Here is a 23,336-nt window from a genome sequence, read left to right on the forward strand (position 1 = left end):
TGCTTATTTTTTTAGTTCACAGTCTGATATTTGTTCTATTTCAATATTATGGTTTCTCAGGAACGATATCCCATCGTCATCCGAATACTCATTGATATACACCAGCCTTGTAATGCCTGCCTGCAGAATCAGCTTACTGCATTCCTTACATGGCGACAGCGTCAGATATAACGTTGCGCCTTTTGCAGACTGTGTAGAAGCCGCCAGTTTCAATATGGCGTTGGCTTCCGCATGCAATACATACCAGTGCGTTTTCCCCTCCCCATCTTCACAGCAGTTTTCGAATCCCGAAGGAGTTCCGTTGTAACCATCTGAAATAATCATCCTATCTTTTACGATAAGAGCTCCCACCTGTTTTCTCTTACAGTAGGAGAGTTTTGCCCATTCCTGAGCCATTTTTAGATAAGCTTTGTCAAACTTATTCATACCGCAGCATTAGTTTTTTCGAAATAATTTGGATTAAAATCTTTTTGAAAGATTAGAAGTTGGGCTTTCTTTTCTCAAGGAAAGCGGTTACTCCTTCTTTCTTATCTTCCATTTCAAAAAGTTCTCCGAAATACTTGATCTCAGTTTCAAAACCTTTATCCGTGTCAGATAAATTAACGGCGTTGATCGCCTTTGATATTGCCATTGGTGAATTGTGGGCAATAGTACTCGCTAATTCTTTCGTTTTGGTTAATAATTCTTCAATAGGGTATACTTCATTTACCAGTCCGATCTCTTTTGCTCTTTGGGCAGGGATCATTTTGGCAGAGAAGATCATTTCGTTGGCAATACCTTTTCCGACAAGCTTTGGAAGCCTTTGCGTTCCTCCGTATCCTGGAATTAATCCCAAAGTTACTTCCGGAAGCCCTAATCTGGCGTTTTCCGATGCATATCTGATATGGCATGCCATGGCAAGCTCTAAACCTCCTCCTAAAGCAAAACCGTTCACGGCTGCAATAACAGGTTTGGTCATATTTTCAATTTTGTTGAACAAAATGTTTTGTCCGTTTTTGGCAAGTTCTTCAGCTTTTTCCTGTCCGAAATCACTGAATTCCTTAATGTCAGCTCCTGCTACAAAGGACTTTTCTCCACTTCCTGTAAGGATAATAACTCTACAGGAGCTGTCAGAATTAAGCTCATCCAACGCGGTGCTGATCTCCTGAATTGTTTTCGCATTTAGCGCATTTAAACTCTCAGGTCTGTTTATGGTAATGATAGATAATTTATCTTCCTTTTTTAACAATATGTTCTCGTAACTCATTTTTCCACTTTAAAATATCATCCCCTGCAAATTATGAATTTTTTACAAAAAAAAGGAAAAAATATTATTTTTTTTTCCTTTTTTTTAATTTATTGTTCAATATGATTATTTGGAATGATTCATCATATTTGCATCGATATTGACGTTTAGTTGTGAAGCTACTTTCATGCCAAGCTCAATATTGGCGCGGAAAAAGTGACATAATTGTCGGTTGATAATTTCGTCTTTTTTCGGTCCGCTGATGCCCTTCATGCTGCCTACAATATTTTGAATAAGGTTGTTTCTGTCTTCTGCATTCATCGCTTTTGAATAAAGAAGTCCGGGCTGGGTGTAATGATCACTGTCATTGTCATTTCTGTTGTAGTTGGCTACGTGGGCGCTATCTAGTTCATACTCATAGTTTTTGTAGGATGAATCCGGTTTAATGTCATCAAAGCTGTTCGGGTGATAATTCGGCTTATCCTGATATTGGCTTGAGTCTGCCATATATCCGTCTCTCTGATAATTATTAACGGCAAAGGGACATCTGTTCACTTCCAGCTGGTGGGAATTGACTCCTACCCTGTATCGGTGGGCATCAGGATAAGAGAATAATCTTCCCTGAAGCATTTTGTCCGGTGAAAAGCTGATTCCGTTGATCAGGTTGCTGGGTGAGAATGTAGACTGCTCCACATGGGCAAAATAGTTGACAGGAACTTCGTTCAGTTCCATTTCTCCCACTTCGATCAACGGGAAGTCATCATGGAACCATACTTTTGTTATATCAAAAGGGTTCCATCTGAAATCTTTTGCCTGCTCTTCGGTCATCACCTGGATGTACATCGTCCATTTCGGGAAGTCTCCGTTTTCGATGGCGTTGCAAAGATCTTCCTGTGCAAAGTCAGGGTTTTCTCCTGCCATTTTTACCGCTTCTTCATCCGTAAAGTTCTTTACCCCCTGTTTTGTCTTGAAGTGGAACTTTACCCATACCCTTTCATTGTTATCATTGATCATAGAGAAAGTATGAGACCCGAAACCATGCATATGTCTGTAGCCATAAGGTGTACCTCTGTCTGACATTAATATAAGGACCTGATGGAGTGATTCCGGATTCAGGCTCCAGAAATCCCACATCATGGTGGCACTCTTCAGATTGGTTTTAGGAACTCTTTTCTGAGTATGAATAAAATCCGGAAATTTTTTAGCATCCTTAATAAAGAATACCGGTGTATTGTTTCCAACAAGATCCCAGTTTCCGTCTTCAGTATAAAATTTTAAGGCAAAACCTCTCGGATCTCTTGCGGTGTCTGCACTTCCTTTTTCTCCTCCCACTGTAGAAAAACGCGCAAACATTCTGCACGAATTTCCCACTTTTGAAAACAGCTTTGCCTTTGTATACTGGCTGATATCATGCGTTACGGTAAAAGTTCCGTATGCTCCGCTTCCTTTGGCGTGCACAATCCTTTCAGGAATTCTTTCCCTAACGAAGTGTGCAAGATTTTCCTGAAGAACAAAGTCCTGCAGCAATACCGGGCCTCTTGGTCCTACCGTCTGGGAATCCTGATGCTCAAAATAAGGTGCGCCGTTACTTAACGTTAATTTTTTAGAATCCATATCATTGATGATTTGTATAAATATTTTTGTTTTTCTAATCTAAGTGTAAAGGTAATGAATATCAAATTTACTTGAATTTTTAATTGCTAATAGCAAAAACGTTATATCTTTGTAATAGATAATATTAATCAAATGAACATTCAGCAACTGGAATATCTTATCGCTGTAGATAAGTATAAACATTTTGGTAAAGCGGCTCAGGCGTGCTTCATTACCCAACCTACGTTAAGTGCCATGATACAGAAATTCGAAGATGAACTGGATGTGAAGGTTTTCGACAGAACGACTCACCCGATCCGGACTACAGATGTTGGTCTTCAGATCATCGATCAGGCTAAGGTCATTATAGAATCTGTCAATGAGCTGAAAAATAAAGCCAACCTTTTGAATAATATTTTAGGAGGAACGATCAACCTTGGAATCATTCCTACCGTTTCTTCTTTCATCCTGCCTACGGAGATCTTTAAATTCCTTGAGGAAAATCCGAAGATCCAGATGAATGTAAAAGAAATGACAACGGATAATATTATTAAAGCTTTAAAGGCCGGAGAACTGGATGCGGGAATTATCTCAACTCCTTATGATACGGCTGATGAATTTTACCAGGATTTCCTGTTCAATGAAGAACTGATGATCTACAGCTCCAATACGGAAGCAAACAAAAAGAATTCCTATATCATTCCTGAAGAACTGAACGTAGAAAAGGTATGGTTGCTTGAAGAAGGAAACTGCCTTAGAAACCAGTTTGAAAATATCTGTCACCTGAAGGAAAACACGTTGAAGCCTAAAAATTTGGACTTCCTGGCTTCCAATATTCAGACGCTGGTACATATGGTTGATAAAGTAGGGGGAATCAGTATCCTTCCGGAACTTGCATTAAGCCAGCTTTCAGAAGAACAGAAGAAAAATGTTTTCAGATTCAAAAAGCCTTTCCCTTACAGAGAGATCAGTATTATCTATTATAAGCCGACCTTTAAGCAGAAGATCATTGATGAATTGTCACATTCTATCAAAAACTCTTTAGAGCTGAAGCTGAACTATCACGAAAGTCCGAAGGAGTTTGTAAGCATAAAGCCACAGTAGCCGGATGACTTTAAAGTGATATAAATCATTAATTTAAAGAAAAATATAATTAGTAAACAAAATTTTTGAGTATTACGAAAATAGTGCTTAAATTTGCTAACGTTTATCACGAGGAAAAATTTGACCTGATTGCAACCTCTATAAAAAAATGCTAAAACAGTATTCTTTTTTTCTGGGCAATGTATTCATATTTTTTTCTTCAACACTATTTTTTAATCTAAACAAAGAATAATATGTCTTATTTATTTACATCTGAATCAGTTTCAGAAGGACATCCGGATAAAATTGCCGATCAGATCTCCGATGCATTAATCGACCATTTTTTAGCATACGATAAGAATTCAAAGGTAGCTTGTGAAACTCTGGTAACTACAGGGCAGGTTGTATTGGCAGGAGAGGTGAAGTCTGATGCTTATCTTGATGTACAGACAATTGCCAGAGAAGTAATCAACGGAATAGGGTATACAAAAGGAGAATATATGTTCAACGGAGATTCGTGCGGAGTGATCTCTGCTATTCATGAGCAGTCTCCTGATATCAACCAGGGAGTTGACAGGGCTGTAAATGATGAATCTTTCGAAGCAAGAGCGAATGCGCAGGGAGCCGGAGATCAGGGAATGATGTTTGGTTATGCTACCAATGAAACCGCCAACTATATGCCTCTTGCTTTAGACCTTGCCCATACGATCCTTAAAGAGCTTTCCGCGATCAGAAGGGAAAATAAAGAGATCACCTACCTTCGTCCTGATGCAAAGAGCCAGGTGACCATTGAATATTCTGATGATCATAAGCCAATCAGAATTGATTCTATCGTTGTTTCTACTCAGCATGATGATTTCGGAACAGAAGAAGAAATGTTGATCAAGATCCGTGAGGATATCAAAAATATTCTTGTTCCAAGAGTGGTTGCTCAGCAGACTGACGAGATCAAAGCCTTATTCAACGATCAGATCAAATATCATATCAATCCTACAGGTAAATTCGTGATCGGAGGTCCTCACGGGGATACCGGTCTTACAGGCCGAAAGATCATTGTTGATACTTACGGAGGAAAAGGAGCTCACGGTGGTGGTGCTTTCTCAGGAAAAGACCCTTCTAAAGTAGACAGGAGTGCTGCTTATGCAACAAGACATATTGCCAAAAACCTGGTAGCTGCGGGAGTAGCTGATGAAGTTTTGGTACAGGTTTCTTATGCAATCGGGGTCGCTGAACCTTGTGGTCTGTATATCAATACGTACGGAACTGCAAAAGTAGACCTTCACGATGGTGATATTGCCAAAAAAGTTTCTGAAATCTTCGACCTGAGACCTTATGCGATCGAGCAGAACTTAAAATTGAGAAATCCTATTTATCAGGAAACGGCTTCTTACGGGCATATGGGTAAAGAGCATTATGTAGCTGATAAAACATTCAACAAAGGTCATAAAAATGAACTGACATTGACAGGCCTTGAATTTTTCACCTGGGAGAAATTAGACAAAGTAGAGGAAATTAAAGCCGCTTTCGGAATTTAATTTTTCTTAAAAAGAATAAATGGACTGCTTTATCTTTTGATAAGGCAGTTTTTTTTAATTTTACACCTTAATAAATTGAAAGATGATGAATTTTCGAACTGCTGTTACCGTCCTATCCCTGTTTTTTCTGAGTATATGGGGCAAAGCTCAGTATACGATGCATAAAATGATTACGGTAGGGTATACCTACCAGAATCAAAGTTTTGGAGAAGTAGGAGGCAAATTGCTTTTTCTTAAAAATGATGATGTGATATACAGGTTGGGAGGATCTGCTTTGATGGGGTCTGCAGGCTCAAAGTTTGCGATCATGCCGAAGCTGCAGGCGGATGTGTTGCTCAATTTTGAAAAGAATGTGGATTTCTATCACGCTTATTATTTTATAGCGGGGGCTGAAGGAACCAACAAATATATTGCTCCGAAAATAGGGGTTACTCTTTTTGGAATGCTGGACCTTACAGGAGGCTACGCTTTCCCTATCGGAGATACCCGTTTGAACGGAAAAGAAATGAAGGGATTGAATATTAATTTTACATTAAATATCCCTACTGTATTTATTCATGATATGTTTAAGTGATTTTTTTTAAATTTTTCTTGTGAAAATTTAATAATAGGTTAACAGTTATTAAAAAATTATTATATTTACATCGTAATATAAGTGTACCGCCTATTGAAGAGACTCTACTCTGAAGAACTGTTTTGTATATACAGCAAAAGCCAGATAAAGTATCTGGAGGAATGCCTGTCTGCAAATATTTATATTGAGAAGAGTTATGAAATCAAAATCGGATAGTTTACTAATTTCGCTTTACCAGAAGGGTGACGAGGGAGCGTTATCAACCCTTATTCATCGCCATCAGAGAGAACTTTTTACATTCATTTTTTACAAAATTAATGATGAAGATTTAGCCAACGATATTTTTCAGGATACATTCATGAAGATTATTGTCATGCTGAAAGAAGGACGCTATAACGAAGAAGGTAAATTTATTCTTTGGGCGAAAAGAATTGCCCACAACCTGATCATCGATCATTTCAGATCAAAAGCCAAGAACATCAAAGTCTCAGAAACAACATTTGAAACTGATGAATACTCTATTTTTGATCTGATCAGAGAGCCTTCAGAAAATATTGAAGATCAGCTGGTGACCAATCAGATTCAGGAAGATTTGCTGAGGATGCTGCAATTTCTTCCACTGAATCAGCAGGAAGTGATCAAATTAAGATTTTTTGACGGGCTGAGCTTTAAAGAAATTGCTGATCATACGGATATGAGCATCAATACTACATTAGGCAGGGTAAGATATGCCCTTATCAACCTGAGAAAAATCATGGACGAAAAGAATATAATATTAACCAGATAGATAATATTTCATAAAAATTCACGTTTTAAGGAAAACATGTTTCGCCTATGAAAAAAAATGATTCTTTAAAAGTGAAAACTTTGAAACCTAAGAAACAAACTATTGATTTTTTGCTGAATTTTTCCAAAAGCCTTGAAATTGTAGAAAGCAAGAGCAAAAATTATCCTATCTCAAAAAATTAAAATTATTAACTTTGTGCTGTATGAAAATGCAGCACGTTTATTTTGATCTCGACAATACGCTATGGGATCATCGCAGAAATGCCTATCTTACCATCAAAGACCTTTTCGAAAAACAGGAGATCAGTTCGAAGTATACGATTGACTTTGAAGAGTTCCACTCTGTTTATCATGATATCAACGAAGAACTCTGGGAAAAGATAAGAGATGGAATTATTGGCAAAGAGTATTTGAGAGAACACCGCTTTTATGATTCCTTCAAACATTTCGGAATAGATAATAAAGAGCTTTCCGATTATTTTGAAGAAAACTTCCTGGATAATATCGTAAGTCATAATGAGCTGGTAGAAGGGGCAGAAGATGTCCTTGAATATTTAAAAGCTAAAAATTATACCCTTCATATTATTTCTAACGGATTTCAGGAGGTCACGGAGAGAAAATGTACACTATCAGGGATCGCTCCCTATTTTAAAACCATTACCAGCGCAGATGCTGTAGGGGTAAGAAAACCGAATCCTAAAATCTTCGAATACTCTTTAGGCCTTTCTGAAGCCAGAAAAGAAGAAAGTATTCTGATCGGGGATGACTGGATCGCTGATGCAATGGGAGCCAGAGACTTCGGAATGGATGCGATTTTCTTTGATGTTTATAAAGAGGAAAAGCAATTAGCCGGATTAAAGGCGATTACCCATCTTCAGCAGATCAAGGAATACCTATAATTCTAAATAAAAAGTATACTTAAGCCATTGAGATGATCTTAATGGCTTTATTAATTTATTCTCTCACTGAAAATATGCATGAATGTATTTTATTTCGTCCGGAAAAAATAGCTTATTAGAAATAAAGCACAGACATCCGTGAAATCAGGGTGATCTGCGGGAATATTTTTTCACACCAACTATTATAATATTTCATTTTCACATCAAGTTTTTCTGAGTATAAAGTATATCTGAACAACGGAATGAAAATGGAGTTCAACAGCAACGGAAACTGGAAAGAAGCGGATGGCAATCATCTGAAACTGCCTTATGGTTTTATTCCGGCTTCTATCAGAAATTACAGTACCAAAAACTTCCCGAATACCTAATATCCTGGCTGGGATATTGCTTATGAATTCGAAGACCAGATGCATTATTTTATTCTTGCAAAAAATAAAATCTGACATACGTACATCAATAAAAAATATGCGCATTAGTGGCAAAAAATTCGGCTGTCTCAATTTTGAGACAGCCGAATTCTTATTATTTAAAGCACAGAATTAAAATCCTAAGCTTGCTCTTACTCTTTTAAGGGTATCCAGTGCAATAGGTCTGGTTTTTTCTGCTCCTTGCTGTAATTTTGCTTCCAGCTCATCCAGATTGTTCATATAATAATTGAAGGTTTCTCTTTCCTTTTCGAATCGAACCAAAATAAGATCTAAAAGCTCTTTTTTAGCATGCCCGTATCCGAAGTTTCCGGCAAGATATTTAGCTCTCAATTCCTCGGTTTGCTCTGGTGTAGCGATCAGTTGGTAGATCGCAAACACTTTATCCGTTTCGGGATCTTTAGGCTCTTCCAAAGACTTGGAATCCGTTTCGATGCTCATGACCTGTTTTTTCAGTTCCTTTTCAGGTAAGAAGATATTGATGATGTTGCCTCTTGATTTTGACATTTTCTGTCCGTCTGTTCCGGGAACATATTTGGTGTCTTCCTGAAGCTCAGACTGTGGCAATACAAGAATTTCACCCATTTGGTTGTTGAACCTTGAAGCGACATCTCTTGCAAATTCCAGATGCTGAAGCTGGTCCTTTCCTACAGGAACGATTTCTGCATCATACAATAAAATATCCGCAGCCATCAGAATAGGGTAGGTGAACAGACCTGCATTCACATCCTGAAGCCTGTCGGCCTTATCCTTAAATGAATGGGCCAATGTTAATCTTTGATAAGGGAAAAAACATGATAAATGCCAAGATAGTTCACAGGTTTCAGGGATATCACTCTGTCTGTAGAAAAATGTTTTTTCGGTATCCAGCCCACAAGCAAGCCAAGCCGCAGCAATCTCGTAGGTATTTTGTCTTAAGGTCTGCGCATCTTTGATCTGGGTAAGCGTATGAAGATTCGCAATAAATAAAAATGATTCATTTCCTTCCTGCTTGGATAGCTCTATAGCAGGAATAATCGCCCCAAGTAAATTTCCAAGATGGGGAGTTCCGGTGGCTTGAATGCCGGTAAGAATTCTTGACATTGTTTAAAATTTATATTAAAAAAATTAATGAATTGCAAATTTACGAGGTTTGGTGGGATAATGAATAAAAAAGATTAAAAGAATCAAGAATCAAGAATCAAGAATCAAGAATCAAGAATCAAGAATTTTTATTAAACTTCAATAGGAGCGGACTGAAATATGCTCGCATCTATAAATCTATCAATTGGGCATTAGCCAAAACTTAAAATTTTAGCATAATCATCTGTGTGAATCCGTGCAATCCGTGGTTAAAAATAAAATCAGCATAATCCGCAAAATCAGCGAGAGTCTTTAGGGAATTACAATCTTTAACTTAAAATCCATACAATCTTTAGCATGAACATCTGTGTAAATCCGTGCAATCCGTGGTTAAAAATAAAATCAGCGTAATCCGCAAAATCAGCGAGAGCCCTTAGGGAATCACAATCTTTTCACCCCCGAATTTCGGTTCTACCCCAAACAGCAGATCCCAATACACCTTGGCTTTTGCAAGATATTCTCTTAGGTTGGTCTTTAACCCCGCATATTTGTTTACATCTTCCGCATTATACCCGAAGGCTTCCATTCCGTTTTTTCTGGCAAGGAAAACAGCCCTTTCATTATGGAATTTCTGTGAGATAATGACCAGCCTGGTTTGCCCAAAGATATCTTTTGCCCTTACTACAGAATCCAATGTTCTGAAACCCGCATAATCCAGAATGATCTTATCCTGTGGAACTCCCTGCTCAACTAATGCCGACTGCATGTCCTCAGGTTCATTATAATCCTTGGTGCTGTTGTCTCCGCTTACGATAACGTATTGTACTTTTCCACTCTTATAAAGATCTGCTGCTGCTTTAATCCGGTTGTCGAAATAGGCATTTGGCATGCCGTTGCTTAATGTCTTACCGGTTCCCAGCAATAATGCGGTTTTGGTTTCCGGTATATCGGCTATATTATAGGAAACAAAAGATTCGCTTTTCTTTTTGATGCTGTAATTTGCCCAGGCGATAAAAATAATTCCTGCAACCAGAAGAAGCAGGAAAAATGTAAAAATATTTTTGATTGTTTTTTTCATCTGAAAATTGATCTTTTAAAACTCCAGGCCGTTCGGGAAAGCCTTTTTTCTAAAGATTAATAAGAAAGCAGCTCCTACCGTAATGGCAGAATCGGCAACATTGAAGATATATTTGAAGAATTCAATATGCTTTCCTCCTATTAAAGGCCAGCTTTCGGGAACGTGCCAGTCTACCAGCGGGAAGTGAAGCATATCCACTACACAGCCTTTCATAAAGGTAGAATATCCTTGTCCGAAAGGAACGAGCTTTGACATTCCGCCGTAGCCAAGCCATCTGTCAATGCTTGGATCATAAACTGTTCCGCTGTCGAAGATCATTCCATAGAACATTCCGTCAATAAGATTTCCGATAGCGCCGGCAAAGATAATAGACATAGGAATCAAAAGATAGTTGGAAGCTCCCTCTCTTAACCATTTTCTAAACATATAGATCATTCCTCCGATCAGGAATATCCTTAAAATCACCAGGAAATATTTTCCGAGGATCCCTCCAAAATGAAATCCGTATGCCATTCCCGGATTTTCCACGAAAGTCAGTTTAAAGCCGGGAAAAACAGAAATACTGTCATCCAGATTAAAATGGGTCTTAATATAAATTTTTGAAGCCTGGTCAATTAACAATACCAAAAATGTTATAGCTAAGATCTTTTTCATTACTGTCCTTTAGGTTTAGATGGTTTTGCCGCTTTTACATTTTTATTATCGCTCGCTTTCTTGATCACTTTCTGTCCATTGAACGAACTTTTAACATGAGCTTTTTCAAACTTAATGTTCATTTCTTTCAAAACACTTTTCAGTGCGCTAAGCTCCATAGGATTTTTAGGATGTACTATGATAGATTCCATTTCTTATATTTAAATTTTTACATTTTGGACAATTCGTCAAGCCTTTTTCTATCCTTTGCCGAAAGGTCATTGATTCCGTTCCTGCCCATCTTACTCAAAAGCCTGTCGACTTCTTTCTCCCGTTCCCGTTTATCAGAATTGAACTTATCATCGATCGTATAGTTTTTCTGCTGATCCGGAAAGAACCTGCTTCTGATCCGGTTCCTGTTGAAAAATAACAATACTGCTGCGATGATAATTCCTAAAATTAATAACTCGCTCATGGGTATACATTAAAAATTAGGTTTATAAAGTATCCGGAGATACCATATAAACCCAATATTATTTTACAAACCTTACGGCTATTTCTGCATATTTTTCGCTTCAATGCTCAGCGTGGCATGAGGAACGGCTAAAAGTCTTTCCTTAGGAATCAGCTTCCCTGTTACCCTGCAAACACCGTACGTTTTGTTTTCGATTCTGATTAACGCATTCTTAAGATCACGCACGAATTTTTCCTGTCTTCCTGCCAAAATAGAGTTCTGCTCTTTACTCAGCGTTTCTGCTCCTTCTTCAAATGCTTTAAAGGTAGGCGAAGTATCATCTGTTCCGTTATTCTGGTCGTTGATGAAGCTTTCTCTGATCAGCTGAAGATCTTTTTCCGCTTTTTCTATTTTTTCTTTTATGATCGCTTTAAATTCCTGTAAATCAGCATCGCTGTATCTAACTCTTTCGTCTGACATATTCTTTCTCTTTTTTAATAAAATTATGAAATGGAATTTGAAATACAATATTACATGTTAATTTTTTCGATATTTATCTTAAAATTAACCTCATCTATTTCGATTTCGTTAAAATTTGAAAGTGAAGATACAATTTCTATTTTATTTGACAAGACTTCAGAAGAAATATATTCCTCATTTTTCTTAATATCTTCAATGAATGGTGAATTCTCTTCAATGAAGATATTGATTCGGTCTGTCAGTTCGAAATCCTTCTCTTTTCGCAGGTTCTGAATTCTGTTGATGAATTCTCTTGCGATTCCTTCAGATTTTAATTCATCTGTTAACGTCAAATCTAATGCCACAGTTGTTTTTCCGTCGGAAGTTACCGTCCATCCCGGGATATCTTTTGTAGAGATTTCCACATCATCAAGGGTAATCTCATATCCCTGAACATCCAGTTTTCCTTCTTTTTCAAGACCGGCGATCTGCTCTGTGGTCAGATTAGTAATTTCTGCACCCACTACCTTCATATCTTTTCCTAATTTAGGACCAAGAGCCTTGAAGTTGGGCTTTATCTGTTTTACAATTAAATGAGAGGCTTCCTCAGCATTGATCAATTGTAATTCTTTCACGTTTACTTCCTGCTTGATCAGATCGGCAACAGCAAGAATCTGCGCTTCTGTTTTAAAATCCAGTACAGGAACCAATACTTTTTGTAATGGCTGACGAACTTTTACGTTTTCTTTCTTCCTTAAAGAGAAGACCATACTCGTAATGTTCTGAGCCAAATGTGTTTTTTCAACCAGATCCTGATCGATCAGGCTTTCATCAGCAACCGGGAAATCTGTTAAGTGTACAGATTCACAGCTTTCTTTTCCTGTTACTTTATTCAGGTCCTGATATAATTGGTCCATGAAGAACGGAGCAATAGGAGCAGATAATTTCGCTACCACTTCAAGACAGGTATACAAAGTCTGGTAAGCAGAGATCTTGTCATCAGAATAATCTCCTTTCCAGAAACGTCTTCTGCATAACCTTACATACCAGTTGCTCAGGTTATCATTCACAAATGTGCTGATCGCTCTTGCTACTCTTGTCGGTTCGTAATCTTCGTAGAACGCTTTTACTTCTTTGATCAGAAGGTTCAGCTCAGAAAGGATCCATCTGTCGATTTCAGGACGGTTTTCCACTTCTTTTTCCGAATATTTGAATCCGTCAACATTCGCATACAGAGCAAAGAACGAGTATGTATTATACAGCGTTCCGAAGAATTTTCTTCTCACCTCATCAATTCCTTCAATGTCAAACTTCAGGTTTTCCCAAGGGTTGGCATTGGAGATCATATACCAGCGTGTAGCATCCGGCCCATATACAGAAAGTGTTTCAAAAGGATCTACTGCATTTCCTAAACGCTTTGACATTTTCTGTCCGTTCTTATCCAAAACAAGACCGTTACTCATTACATTTTTGTAAGCAACAGAATCAAAAACAGCTGTTCCAATAGCGTGAAGCGTATAGAACCATCCACGGGTCTGATCAACACCTTCTGCGATGAAGTCCGCAGGGAATGCTTTATTGTTGTCGATTAATTCTTTATTCTCAAAAGGATAGTGCAGCTGTGCATAAGGCATCGATCCGGAATCGAACCAAACATCGATCAGGTCACTTTCGCGTTTCATTGCCTTACCTGAATCTGAAACCAATACAATTTTATCCACCACATTTTTGTGAAGGTCGACCAACTCATAATTTGATTCAGCCATATTTCCGATGATAAAACCTTTGAACGGGTTTTCAGCCATCAGTCCTGCTGCTATTGATTTTTCAATTTCATTGTACAGCTCCTCTACAGAACCTATGATCTTCTCTTCTTTCAGATCATCTGTTCTCCAGATCGGCAACGGAATACCCCAATATCTTGAACGGGATAAGTTCCAGTCGTTCACATTCTCAAGCCAGTTGGCAAAACGTCCTTCTCCGGTAGCTTTTGGCTTCCAGTTGATCTCTTTGTTTAAATTGACCAATCTGTCTTTCACGGCAGTCATCTTAACAAACCATGAATCCAATGGATAATACAGTACCGGCTTGTCAGTTCTCCAGCAGTGAGGATAAGAGTGGACATATTTTTCTACTTTGAAGGCTTTGTTTTCTGTCTTTAACAGGATCGCAAGCTCTACATCCCATGATTTTTCAGGTGCAGTGCCTTCATCATAATATTCGTTCTTGATATATTTTCCTGAGAATACTTCAGGCACATTTTCTCCCTGGATGAATTTCCCCTGTAGATCTACCAATGGCACAAGATTGTCATTTTCATCCTTTACCAACATTGGCGGAACTTCTGGCTGGGCCATTTTAGCAACTCTTGCATCATCAGCACCGAAAGTAGGTGCCGTGTGAACGATACCTGTACCGTCCTCTGTTGTTACGAAATCACCTAAGATCACTCTGAATGCATTCTCAGGACTGTCATTGGGCGTAAACCACGGAACCAGTTGCTCATATCTCGTATCCACAAGCTTTTCCCCGGTAAATTCTTTTAATATTTTGAAAGGAATTACTTTGCTTTCCGGAGTATAGTTAGCAAAATCCTCGTCTGTACCCTCCGTATATTTCTTACCGAAAACCTTAGGTAAAAGAACGCTTGATAACACGACTGTTATTGGCTCAAAAGTATATTGATTGAAAGTTTTAACCAAAACATATTCAATATCTCGTCCTACCGTAAGTGCCGTATTGGATGGTAACGTCCACGGAGTCGTTGTCCATGCAAGGATATGTACATCTCTGTCAACATCGCTGAATAAAGCTGAAGAGTCTTTCTTTACTTTAAACTGAGCCACAACGGTTGTATCTGAAACATCACGATACGTTCCCGGCTGGTTCAATTCATGGGAAGAAAGTCCTGTTCCTGCTTTAGGGGAATAAGGCTGGATCGTATACCCTTTGTACAATAAGTTTTTATCATACAATTGCTTCAACAGCCACCAAACCGTTTCCATATATTTTGACTTGTACGTGATATAAGGATCGTCAAGGTCTACCCAATATCCGATTTTCTCAGTAAGGTTATTCCATACGTCTGTATAACGCATTACCGCTTCACGACAAGCTTTGTTATAGTCTTCAATAGAGATCTTTCTGCCAATATCTTCTTTAGTGATTCCTAATTCTTTTTCTACACCCAGTTCCACAGGAAGACCATGCGTATCCCATCCCGCTTTACGGAAAACCTGCTTTCCGTTCTGAGTCTGGTAACGGCAGAAAATATCTTTCAATGCTCTTGCCATTACGTGGTGAATTCCGGGCATACCGTTTGCTGAAGGCGGACCTTCATAAAAAACAAACTCAGGATTTCCCTGACGAATCTCAACACTCTTATTGAAAGTTTTATTTTGTTTCCAAAATTCCGCTACATTCTCTGCTATGTCAATAAGGTTGAGGTTTTTGTATTCTTTAAATTGGCTCATTGTAAATATCTCAATATCGTTGATTAATTAAGTCTGCAAATTTACTAAATTTTGTCGGTTTATAAGATATGTTTTATCGGGGTAATTTCTATTAAAAAGTTCAATCTCAGAAATATAATAAAGAAAACGTTAAAATGTGAATAAAGAATGCCCGGATAAGTCAATTCCAAGTATAATTTCCCACAGATTCCACAAATCCCACAGAGGTACTATGGGCAAAGATCTGTGAAAATCTGTGCCTATCTGTGGTTAATAACAAAATCTGCTCAATCAGCAAAATCTGCGGGAGTAAAACAGCACGATCATTGCTTGAAATTTCGTACATTTAAGTAGATCTAAACCAAATGATGTATGAAAATCTTTTGTAAACTGATGCTTATTATTTGTTTCCTCAATAATATCATCACACAGGCCCAGAATAATTATCCGCAAAATTATTTCCGCAATCCGCTGAACATCCCGATGCAGCTGGCAGCCAACTTTGGAGCTGTCCGTACGAATCATTTCCATATGGGATTGGATCTCAGGACCAACAGTCAGGAAAATTTACCTGTTGTTGCGGCTGCAGATGGCTATGTAAGCAGGATAAAAGTGGAGCGGTACGGCTTCGGAAACGCTGTTTACATCACTCATCCGAATGGTTATACGACGGTATATGCCCATTTAAACAAATATTTCGACAAGCTTGATGAGTATGTAAAAGAAAGACAGTACAAAGACGAAAAATGGGAACAGGATATAACTTTTCAGCCCGGGCAATTCCCTGTAACGAAAGGACAATTGATCGCTTTGAGCGGGAATACAGGAGGTTCGGCAGGACCGCATCTGCATTTTGAAATAAGAGACACTAAAACGGAAGAATGTATTAATCCGTTACTTTTTGGCTTTTCCATTCCTGACAATGTGGCTCCCGTTATAAGCGGGCTTTACTGGTATGACAGAAGATTCAGTACCTATGAACCGGGAGCGAACGGAATCGCTGTTAAAAAAGCAGGAAGTGGCTATACTGCTGATATTGTCAGGGTAAATTCACCTATGATAAGCTTTGCCGTCAAAGCGGTGGATAAAGCGAACCAGGGATTTAATCTTGGAATTTATCAGGCGGAATTATTAATGGATGGTAAGCAGATCTATAGCTTTTCCATTGATAAAGTAAGCTATGATGATACCCGCTATCTGAACGGCTGTATAGACTATACTAAATTTATCAGGGATAAAATGAGTATTCAGCATTTATCCGTTTTGCCGGGAATGAAGCTTAAGAATTACAGCACCTCTGATTCATCCGGCATTATTCGTCTCGGGGATGAGGAAATTCATAATATTGAAATTATTTTAAGAGATGTAAAGGGCAATACGAGCCGCTTAACAACAAAAGTTCAGCTGAATAAATCAACCGATAAAGCTTTTTCTGCCGGTAAAGCTGTAATGCCTGGTGAAGGAAAAACGATTACAACTGAAAATGCAGAGATCCGTTTCAGCAAAAATGCGGTTTATGATGCGGTAAACTTTAGCGCTTATGAAAAACCTGCAGCCGATTTGAACGCTGTTTCCAATACCATTATTTTACATAGCCCATACATTCCGGTCCATGATGATTATGCATTAAAGATAAAGCCCTTTAAAAAATTGACAGACAGAGAAAAAGACAGAGCCGTTATCATACTCGATTATGGAAGTGATAAAAATGTTGTAAAAGGAAAATGGAATGGTGATTGGGCAGAAGGAAATTTCAACAGATTAGGTACTGTAAAGCTGGTTATTGATAATGATCTTCCGTCTGTTGCACCAGGCTGGAAAGAAGGAACCCTGGTGAATACTTATTCTTTACGGTTGAAAGGAACTTCCAAAGTGGGGGATATTGTTTCATTCCGTGCGGAACTTGACGGGAAGTGGCTGCGGTTTGCCCGTGTAAAAAATGATTTTGTCTATACTTTTGATGAAAAATGCCCGAAGGGATCAGGCTCCCATACTTTAAAAGTAACCACGATCAACACGGCCGGAAATACCAATATGCAGACTTTTACCTTTCAGAGATAATAGAGTGCAGAAGAGCAGGCTTTTAATGCTTCAACCTTTTACTCTTTAAGAGCCTGTTCAAATTTAATTGCTAGTCATTTGTCTAATTAATTTAACGCTTTACTTTCCCGCTGATTTTGCTGATTCAACAGATCATTATTCGTAAATCAAATCAGCGAGAAATAATATTTTAATACAAATTTAAACAGGCTCTTAATTTTAATTAAATTTGCCTAAAATTAAAATCATTGGAATTTCATCCGTTAATCGAGAAAGCAGATATTCAGGAAATAAAAAAGTTTCAGGAAGAAAAACTTCATGGGCTTTTGATTTATCTTGAAAATAATTCACCTTTTTATCAGAAGCTGTTCAGGGAAAATAATATTAAAACTGAAGATATCCTTACTCTGGAAGATCTTCAGAAAATTCCTACAACGACAAAGAATGATCTGCAGCAGTCTAATCATGATTTTTTCTGTATAGCACCGGATAAGATCGTAGATTACAGCACAACTTCAGGAACTTTAGGAGATCCGGTCACTTTTGGACTGTCTGACAGCGATCTTGAAAGACTGGCTTACAATGAAGCCATATCCTTTGCCTGTGCAGGTATTCAGAAAGGAGATGTTGTTCAGATGATCACCACCATTGATAAACGTTTCATGGCGGGACTTGCCTACTTTTTGGGCTTAAGAAAGATGGGAGCCAGCGTTGTCAGAATGGGACCGGGAATTCCGGAGCTGCAATGGGATTCCATCTTCAGGTACAAGCCTAAATACCTGATCACTGTTCCTTCTTTTCTGTTGAAAATGATTGATTATGCAGAAAAGCACGGGTTGGATTATAAAAATTCAAGTGTTTACGGAGCGGTATGTATTGGGGAAAGTATCAAAAATCAGGATTTTACAGACAATATTCTTTCACAGAAGATCAGGGAAAAGTGGGATATAAAGCTTTTTTCTACCTATGCTTCCACTGAGATGAGTACTGCTTTTACAGAATGTGAGTTCCAGATCGGGGGGCATCATCATCCCGAGCTGATCATTACAGAAATCCTGGATGATAATGGAAATCCAGTAAAAGAAGGAGAAAGCGGAGAGCTTACGATCACTACCTTAGGAGTAGAAGCGATCCCTTTATTGAGATTTAAAACCGGGGACATTGTAAAAGCACACTACGAACCATGCCCATGCGGAAGGAATACGATGAGATTAGGACCGGTGGTAGGAAGAAAGCAACAGATGATCAAATACAAAGGCACAACATTATATCCGCCGGCAATGAACGATATTTTGAATGACTTCAACAATATCTTATGCTACCAGATCGTTATTCAGGCGAACGAAATCGGTTTGGATGAGATTGTGATCAGATTAAGTACGGAAGAAGAACATGAAAGCTTTGTGAATGAGGTGAGGGACCATTTCCGTGCAAAGCTGAGAGTCAGCCCTAAAATTGAGATCATAGACTTTGATGTTCTGTCTAAAACGGTTTTCAACCCGAACAGCAGAAAACCGATTACCTTTATCGATCTGCGCTGAATTTAATGTAAGGAGAAAAAGATCTCATTTTTTATAATATCTTTGGACGCTTAAAATTTTAAAACTAATAATACACTATGAAAAAATTATTTTTGCTATTGTTTATGGCAATTGTAACAACAACATTTGCACAAAATCAAATTAACTTCGAATACGGGAATTTTGACTTTTTAAGAGATCAGACTGAAGTGAATGTCCAGTTGATATTGGATAATGCTGTTTATCAAGAGAAAAACTTTACCGAAGCTCAATACCTTGAAAACAGAAAAGCCGATATCACAGCTAAAAAAAGCGAAGCCGTTTGGAAGAACTGGATTTTTCAATGGGAAAAATTTAAGGATTCAGAATATGCTGATTATTTTCTTAAAGGAATAAACGGTAAATCAAAAAAGGTTGTTTTTAAAAAGGATGCACAGACAAAATATACTTTAATTATTGATGCAAAGTGGATCTATGCGGGATGGTACGGCGGAATGATAGGCTCGCAGGAAGGCAAATTAACCGCAGAGATGAGATTTGTAGAAACAGATAACCCTTCAAAAGTAGTAATGAAATTACAGGCGGATAAAATCGGAGGAAAACAAATGAATAAAGAATTTGCGTGGGAATACGGGAGAATTGCTGCAGCATATGAAGTTACTGGTAAAAAGCTGGGAAAAGAAATCAATGATGCTCTGAAAAAATAAAACAAAAAACGGTCTGAATTTTCAGACCGTTTTTTTATTGTTGATTTTGCTGTTCCTGTTTTTCTGATTTGATCAGGTTGGCAAGATTCTTAATGACTGTATCGTGCTTCTTCACAAAAGGATTGTCCTTATTCCATACATAACCTGCTAATACGGCGCAAATCTTTTTCTTTACATCCGGGTTTTCAGGCTGGTGGAAGAATAATTCCTGAAGATTTCCGGTGTACCACTCTTTTACATAGGTGGTGAAAACATCCACTCCATATAAAATGTAGTCTGTATATTCGGTCTGCCAGTCGATCTTCTCTCCGTTCAGTTGTCTTAAAGCCAGTTTTGCTGCCAGCATTCCCGATTCTGTGGCAAAAGCCATTCCTGAAGAAAAAACAGGATCAAGGAATTCAGAAGCATTTCCGGTTAAAGCAAATCCATCTCCGAATAATTTCTTTACCGAGCAGGAATAGTCCTTCAGGTGTTTGGGTTCAAAAAGGAAATCTACGTTACCAAAACGTTTTACATAATAATCAGAAAGAGTAATAGCTTTTCTTAAAGCTTCAGCTGTATCCCCGTTTTCAGATAATTTTTCAATATAATCAGTTGGTCCTACGATTCCCAGACTTGTATTCCCGTTGGAAAAAGGAATCACCCAAAGCCATACTTCTGTTTCAATAATATCAAAGGATATTAATGTTCCCTCTTCACCGGGTTCTCTGTTAATGTCTTTTACATGGGAGAAAATAGCTGAATGAGGAGATAGTTTAGAAGGTTTCTCCAGATCTAATAAACGGGGTAAAACCCTTCCGTAGCCACTGGAATCGATAACGAACTTAGCATGGATCTCTTTTGTGTTCCCATCTTTATTTCTTACTGTAGTAACAGAATCCGTCCCGTCAAATTTAATATCGACAACCTCAGTTTCAAATTCAAGATCAACCCCTTTATTAATGACTTCCTGAGCAAGAGTATTATCAAAATCAGCTCTCGGTACCTGCCAGGTCCAGTCCCAGCCTTCCCCGAATTTATTGCTGAAATCAAAAATGCAGACTTCATCACCACGAAGGAAACGGGCACCCAGCTTCTTTTCAAAGCCCATTTTGTCTAATGCAGGGAAAAGTCCTGCCTCATCAAAGTGGTCCATTACCCTTGGTATTAAGCTTTCGCCCACTACCAGTCTCGGGAATTTAGTCTTTTCCACAACTTTTACGCTGACATTATTCTTCTTTAAGTACGAAGAAGACACGCATCCGGAAGGCCCTGCCCCGATTACAAGAACGTCAACAAATTCTTTGCTCATCTTTGATTTTTTATTTTAATAATAACTTTTATCTTTGCCGCAAAATTAGTGACAAATAATTAATATTTTACAAAATTATCAACTATTACTTTTAATTGATGAAAATAACTAACTTTTTAGAGCTGAAAGACTTTCAAAAAATTATCATTGGGAATGAAAAAATAGAACTGGATGAATCACTTTTATCAAGAGTGGATACAAGTTTTCAGTTTTTAAAGGAATTTTCAAAAAATAAAGTAATATATGGTGTGAATACCGGTTTTGGGCCGATGGCTCAATTCAAGATCAGTGATGAAGATACTCATCAGCTTCAGTATAATCTTATAAGAAGCCACTCCTCGGGAATCGGAAATCCTTTACCCGCGCAGGAAGTAAAAGCATGTATGCTGGCAAGACTGAATACCTTATCATTAGGAAATTCAGGAGTGCATCAGTCTGTTGTTTATCTTCTTCAGGAGCTTATCAACAGGGATATTACCCCGTTAATCTTCGAGCATGGAGGGGTAGGCGCAAGCGGAGATCTTGTTCAGCTGGCTCACCTTGCTTTGGTATTGATAGGAGAGGGAGAAGTTTTTTATAAAGGAGAAAGAAAATCTACGAAAGAGGTTTTTGAAGCCGAAGGGCTGGAACCGATAAAAGTGGAGATCCGTGAAGGTCTTGCTTTAATGAACGGAACTTCTGTGATGTCAGGAATTGGTATTGTAAATGCTTATAAAGCTAATCAGCTAACGGACATTTCTATCAGACTTTCCTGTGCGATCAACGAGATTGTTCAGGCCTACGATGACCATTTATCAGAAGCGCTGAACGGAACCAAAAAACATTACGGACAGCAGAAAGTAGCGGAAAGAATGCGTGCGCATCTGGCAGACAGCAAATTGATAAGAAAAAGAGCCGATCACCTTTATACCCACTTTGAAGAGCAGGAAAAAGTTTTCAAGGAAAAAGTTCAGGAATACTACTCGTTAAGATGTGTTCCGCAGATCTTAGGTCCGGTACTGGATACGCTGGAATACACGGAGAAAGTTCTTGAAAATGAAATTAATTCGGCGAACGATAACCCGATCATTAACGTTGAAGATCAGCATGTTTACCATGGAGGAAACTTCCACGGAGACTATATCTCTCTGGAAATGGATAAGCTTAAGATTGTAGTAACCAAGCTTACCATGCTTGCGGAAAGACAACTGAACTATCTTCTGAATGCCAAGATCAATGAAATTTTGCCCCCTTTTGTAAATTTAGGTAAATTAGGATTCAATTTCGGGATGCAGGGAGTACAGTTTACGGCAACATCTACTACGGCAGAAAGCCAGATGCTGTCGAATTCTATGTATGTTCACAGTATTCCGAATAATAATGATAATCAGGATATCGTAAGCATGGGAACCAATGCGGCGGTCATCTGCAGAAAAGTCATTGAAAATGCTTTTGAAGTACTGGCGATCGAAGCGATTACTATCATTCAGGCTATTGAATATCTTGGGTTCCAGGATAAGGTTTCGTCATCTACCAAAGAATTGTATGATGAGATCAGAAAAATCATTCCTGCTTTCTCAGATGATATGGTCATGTACCCGTATCTGGAGGAAGTAAAGAAATATTTGAAAGGAATGTAACGATTAGCCGCAATAGATTGTCTTATAAAGAAAGACTTCAGGCTAACTAAAAAAACTAAAAACGATATAAACACTAACGCATGAAATGTGCAATTGTAACAGGAGGCTCCAGAGGAATCGGGAGGGCTATCTGCATAAAACTGGCTGAAGAGAAAAGCTATCACATCCTCATCAACTACGCTTCAAACGAAACCGCAGCAAAGGAAACTTTGGCTAAAGTAGAAGAATTGGGCGCTACGGGGGAAATTCTTAAATTCGATGTAGGAAATACCGAAGAAACACAAACTGTTTTGACAGCCTGGCAGGAGAATAATCCTGATGCAGTGGTAGAAGTGATCGTCAATAATGCCGGAATCACAAGAGACGGTCTGTTTATGTGGATGCAGAAGGAAGACTGGAACAATGTGATCAATACAAGTCTGGACGGATTCTTCAATGTAACGAACTTCTTTATCCAAAAGCTGCTTCGTAACAAATACGGAAGAATTATCAATATGGTTTCGGTATCGGGAGTGAAGGGAACTGCCGGCCAGACCAATTATTCAGCAGCAAAAGGAGCATTGGTAGGAGCTACAAAGGCCCTTGCCCAGGAAGTTGCCAAAAGAAATGTTACAGTGAATGCCGTTGCTCCGGGATTTATCAGAACAGATATGACTCAGGATTTTAATGAAGAAGAGCTTAAGACTATGATTCCTGCCAACAGATTTGGAGAAGCGGAAGAAGTGGCTGATCTGGTTGCGTTTTTAGCCTCTAAAAAAGCTTCATACATTACAGGAGAAGTGATTAATATTAACGGAGGAATTTACTCCTAATCATCTAACAATATACCAATGTATCAATGTTGGTTGAATGTCAAATAAAAATATTGTTACATTGCTGGATTGATACATTGTTAAATTTA

The 23,336-nt window shown here is 38.3% G+C and carries 22 protein-coding genes; 11 read left to right on the top strand and 11 right to left on the bottom strand.

Translation table 11 applies throughout. The features are described from left to right. Positions 1-3: 3 nt before the first annotated feature. The 3 genes from AC4IF5_RS14075 to AC4IF5_RS14085 all read right to left on the bottom strand — a co-directional run bounded on the left by AC4IF5_RS14075 (position 4) and on the right by AC4IF5_RS14085 (position 2,839). Positions 4-426, bottom strand: a complete 423-nt coding sequence (locus tag AC4IF5_RS14075) for a deoxycytidylate deaminase (RefSeq protein ID WP_034692520.1) — start codon at positions 424-426, stop codon at positions 4-6. A 52-nt stretch (positions 427-478) separates the two neighbouring features. After that, positions 479-1,246, bottom strand: a complete 768-nt coding sequence (locus AC4IF5_RS14080) for an enoyl-CoA hydratase/isomerase family protein (RefSeq protein ID WP_490735535.1) — start codon at positions 1,244-1,246, stop codon at positions 479-481. A 105-nt stretch (positions 1,247-1,351) separates the two neighbouring features. Next, on the bottom strand, positions 1,352-2,839 hold the full coding sequence (locus AC4IF5_RS14085) for a catalase (protein WP_490735536.1): 1,488 nt from the start codon (positions 2,837-2,839) through the stop codon (positions 1,352-1,354). Between the two features lie 132 nt (positions 2,840-2,971). Between AC4IF5_RS14085 and AC4IF5_RS14090 the strand changes: the two genes are divergently transcribed. From AC4IF5_RS14090 to AC4IF5_RS14115, 6 genes are all read left to right on the top strand, one after another. Further along, the gene (locus AC4IF5_RS14090; RefSeq protein ID WP_065396444.1) at positions 2,972-3,922 is read left to right on the top strand and encodes a LysR substrate-binding domain-containing protein; all 951 of its coding nucleotides are present in this window, start codon (positions 2,972-2,974) and stop codon (positions 3,920-3,922) included. A 233-nt stretch (positions 3,923-4,155) separates the two neighbouring features. Then, the gene (gene metK, locus AC4IF5_RS14095) at positions 4,156-5,436 is read left to right on the top strand and encodes a methionine adenosyltransferase (protein ID WP_490735538.1); all 1,281 of its coding nucleotides are present in this window, start codon (positions 4,156-4,158) and stop codon (positions 5,434-5,436) included. A gap of 82 nt (positions 5,437-5,518) precedes the next feature. Further along, positions 5,519-6,010 (top strand): hypothetical protein, encoded by a 492-nt coding sequence (locus AC4IF5_RS14100; RefSeq protein ID WP_490735540.1) that lies wholly within the window; start codon positions 5,519-5,521, stop codon positions 6,008-6,010. Positions 6,011-6,206: 196 nt separating this feature from the next. Then, positions 6,207-6,797 carry an RNA polymerase sigma factor gene (locus AC4IF5_RS14105; RefSeq protein WP_490735542.1) on the top strand — a complete coding sequence of 197 codons (591 nt, stop codon included), beginning with the start codon at positions 6,207-6,209 and terminating at the stop codon, positions 6,795-6,797. 202 nt (positions 6,798-6,999) lie between these two features. Beyond that, positions 7,000-7,695 (top strand): YjjG family noncanonical pyrimidine nucleotidase, encoded by a 696-nt coding sequence (locus AC4IF5_RS14110; RefSeq protein WP_490735544.1) that lies wholly within the window; start codon positions 7,000-7,002, stop codon positions 7,693-7,695. Positions 7,696-7,889: 194 nt separating this feature from the next. Beyond that, positions 7,890-8,063: a PepSY-like domain-containing protein gene (locus tag AC4IF5_RS14115; protein ID WP_490735611.1), complete on the top strand. Its 174-nt coding sequence runs from the start codon at positions 7,890-7,892 to the stop codon at positions 8,061-8,063. A gap of 171 nt (positions 8,064-8,234) precedes the next feature. Here the strand turns inward: AC4IF5_RS14115 and trpS are convergent, their stop codons facing one another. The 7 genes from trpS to ileS form a co-directional block, all read right to left on the bottom strand. Continuing rightward, positions 8,235-9,203 (bottom strand): tryptophan--tRNA ligase, encoded by a 969-nt coding sequence (gene trpS, locus AC4IF5_RS14120; protein WP_490735546.1) that lies wholly within the window; start codon positions 9,201-9,203, stop codon positions 8,235-8,237. A 412-nt stretch (positions 9,204-9,615) separates the two neighbouring features. Then, positions 9,616-10,260, bottom strand: a complete 645-nt coding sequence (locus tag AC4IF5_RS14125) for a SanA/YdcF family protein (RefSeq protein WP_490735548.1) — start codon at positions 10,258-10,260, stop codon at positions 9,616-9,618. A 15-nt stretch (positions 10,261-10,275) separates the two neighbouring features. Beyond that, a complete protein-coding gene (locus AC4IF5_RS14130; protein ID WP_490735550.1) occupies positions 10,276-10,914 on the bottom strand; it encodes a lipoprotein signal peptidase in 639 nt (212 codons plus the stop codon). Beyond that, complete coding sequence (locus tag AC4IF5_RS14135; protein ID WP_490735552.1) at positions 10,914-11,105, bottom strand: DUF2683 family protein; 192 nt, start codon at positions 11,103-11,105, stop codon at positions 10,914-10,916. The genes AC4IF5_RS14130 and AC4IF5_RS14135 overlap by 1 nt, the downstream gene beginning before the upstream one ends. 17 nt (positions 11,106-11,122) lie before the next feature. Further along, positions 11,123-11,368 carry a DUF6576 domain-containing protein gene (locus AC4IF5_RS14140; protein ID WP_490735554.1) on the bottom strand — a complete coding sequence of 82 codons (246 nt, stop codon included), beginning with the start codon at positions 11,366-11,368 and terminating at the stop codon, positions 11,123-11,125. 78 nt (positions 11,369-11,446) lie between these two features. Further along, complete coding sequence (locus tag AC4IF5_RS14145; protein ID WP_002983772.1) at positions 11,447-11,827, bottom strand: TraR/DksA family transcriptional regulator; 381 nt, start codon at positions 11,825-11,827, stop codon at positions 11,447-11,449. A 50-nt stretch (positions 11,828-11,877) separates the two neighbouring features. Next, positions 11,878-15,279 (bottom strand): isoleucine--tRNA ligase, encoded by a 3,402-nt coding sequence (gene ileS / locus AC4IF5_RS14150; protein ID WP_490735557.1) that lies wholly within the window; start codon positions 15,277-15,279, stop codon positions 11,878-11,880. A 351-nt stretch (positions 15,280-15,630) separates the two neighbouring features. Between ileS and AC4IF5_RS14155 the strand changes: the two genes are divergently transcribed. The 3 genes from AC4IF5_RS14155 to AC4IF5_RS14165 all read left to right on the top strand — a co-directional run bounded on the left by AC4IF5_RS14155 (position 15,631) and on the right by AC4IF5_RS14165 (position 19,525). Then, positions 15,631-17,319: a M23 family metallopeptidase gene (locus tag AC4IF5_RS14155; protein WP_490735559.1), complete on the top strand. Its 1,689-nt coding sequence runs from the start codon at positions 15,631-15,633 to the stop codon at positions 17,317-17,319. 227 nt (positions 17,320-17,546) lie between these two features. Continuing rightward, positions 17,547-18,839, top strand: coding sequence for a flexirubin biosynthesis putative acyl-CoA ligase FlxY (gene flxY / locus AC4IF5_RS14160; protein ID WP_490735561.1), 1,293 nt, complete (start codon positions 17,547-17,549; stop codon positions 18,837-18,839). A gap of 77 nt (positions 18,840-18,916) precedes the next feature. Beyond that, the gene (locus AC4IF5_RS14165) at positions 18,917-19,525 is read left to right on the top strand and encodes a hypothetical protein (RefSeq protein WP_490735563.1); all 609 of its coding nucleotides are present in this window, start codon (positions 18,917-18,919) and stop codon (positions 19,523-19,525) included. Positions 19,526-19,559: 34 nt separating this feature from the next. On the opposite strand, the gene AC4IF5_RS14170 is transcribed toward AC4IF5_RS14165, so the two are convergent. Then, a complete protein-coding gene (locus tag AC4IF5_RS14170; protein ID WP_490735565.1) occupies positions 19,560-20,816 on the bottom strand; it encodes an NAD(P)/FAD-dependent oxidoreductase in 1,257 nt (418 codons plus the stop codon). Between the two features lie 98 nt (positions 20,817-20,914). Here AC4IF5_RS14170 and flxA point away from each other — a divergent pair, with 98 nt between their 5' ends. Then, the gene (gene flxA / locus AC4IF5_RS14175; RefSeq protein WP_490735567.1) at positions 20,915-22,435 is read left to right on the top strand and encodes a flexirubin biosynthesis tyrosine ammonia-lyase FlxA; all 1,521 of its coding nucleotides are present in this window, start codon (positions 20,915-20,917) and stop codon (positions 22,433-22,435) included. Between the two features lie 80 nt (positions 22,436-22,515). Further along, on the top strand, positions 22,516-23,247 hold the full coding sequence (gene flxB / locus AC4IF5_RS14180) for a flexirubin biosynthesis SDR family reductase FlxB (protein ID WP_490735569.1): 732 nt from the start codon (positions 22,516-22,518) through the stop codon (positions 23,245-23,247). The last annotated feature ends 89 nt before the right edge of the window (positions 23,248-23,336 follow it).

This window comes from Chryseobacterium sp. UF-290 (assembly GCF_058245615.1).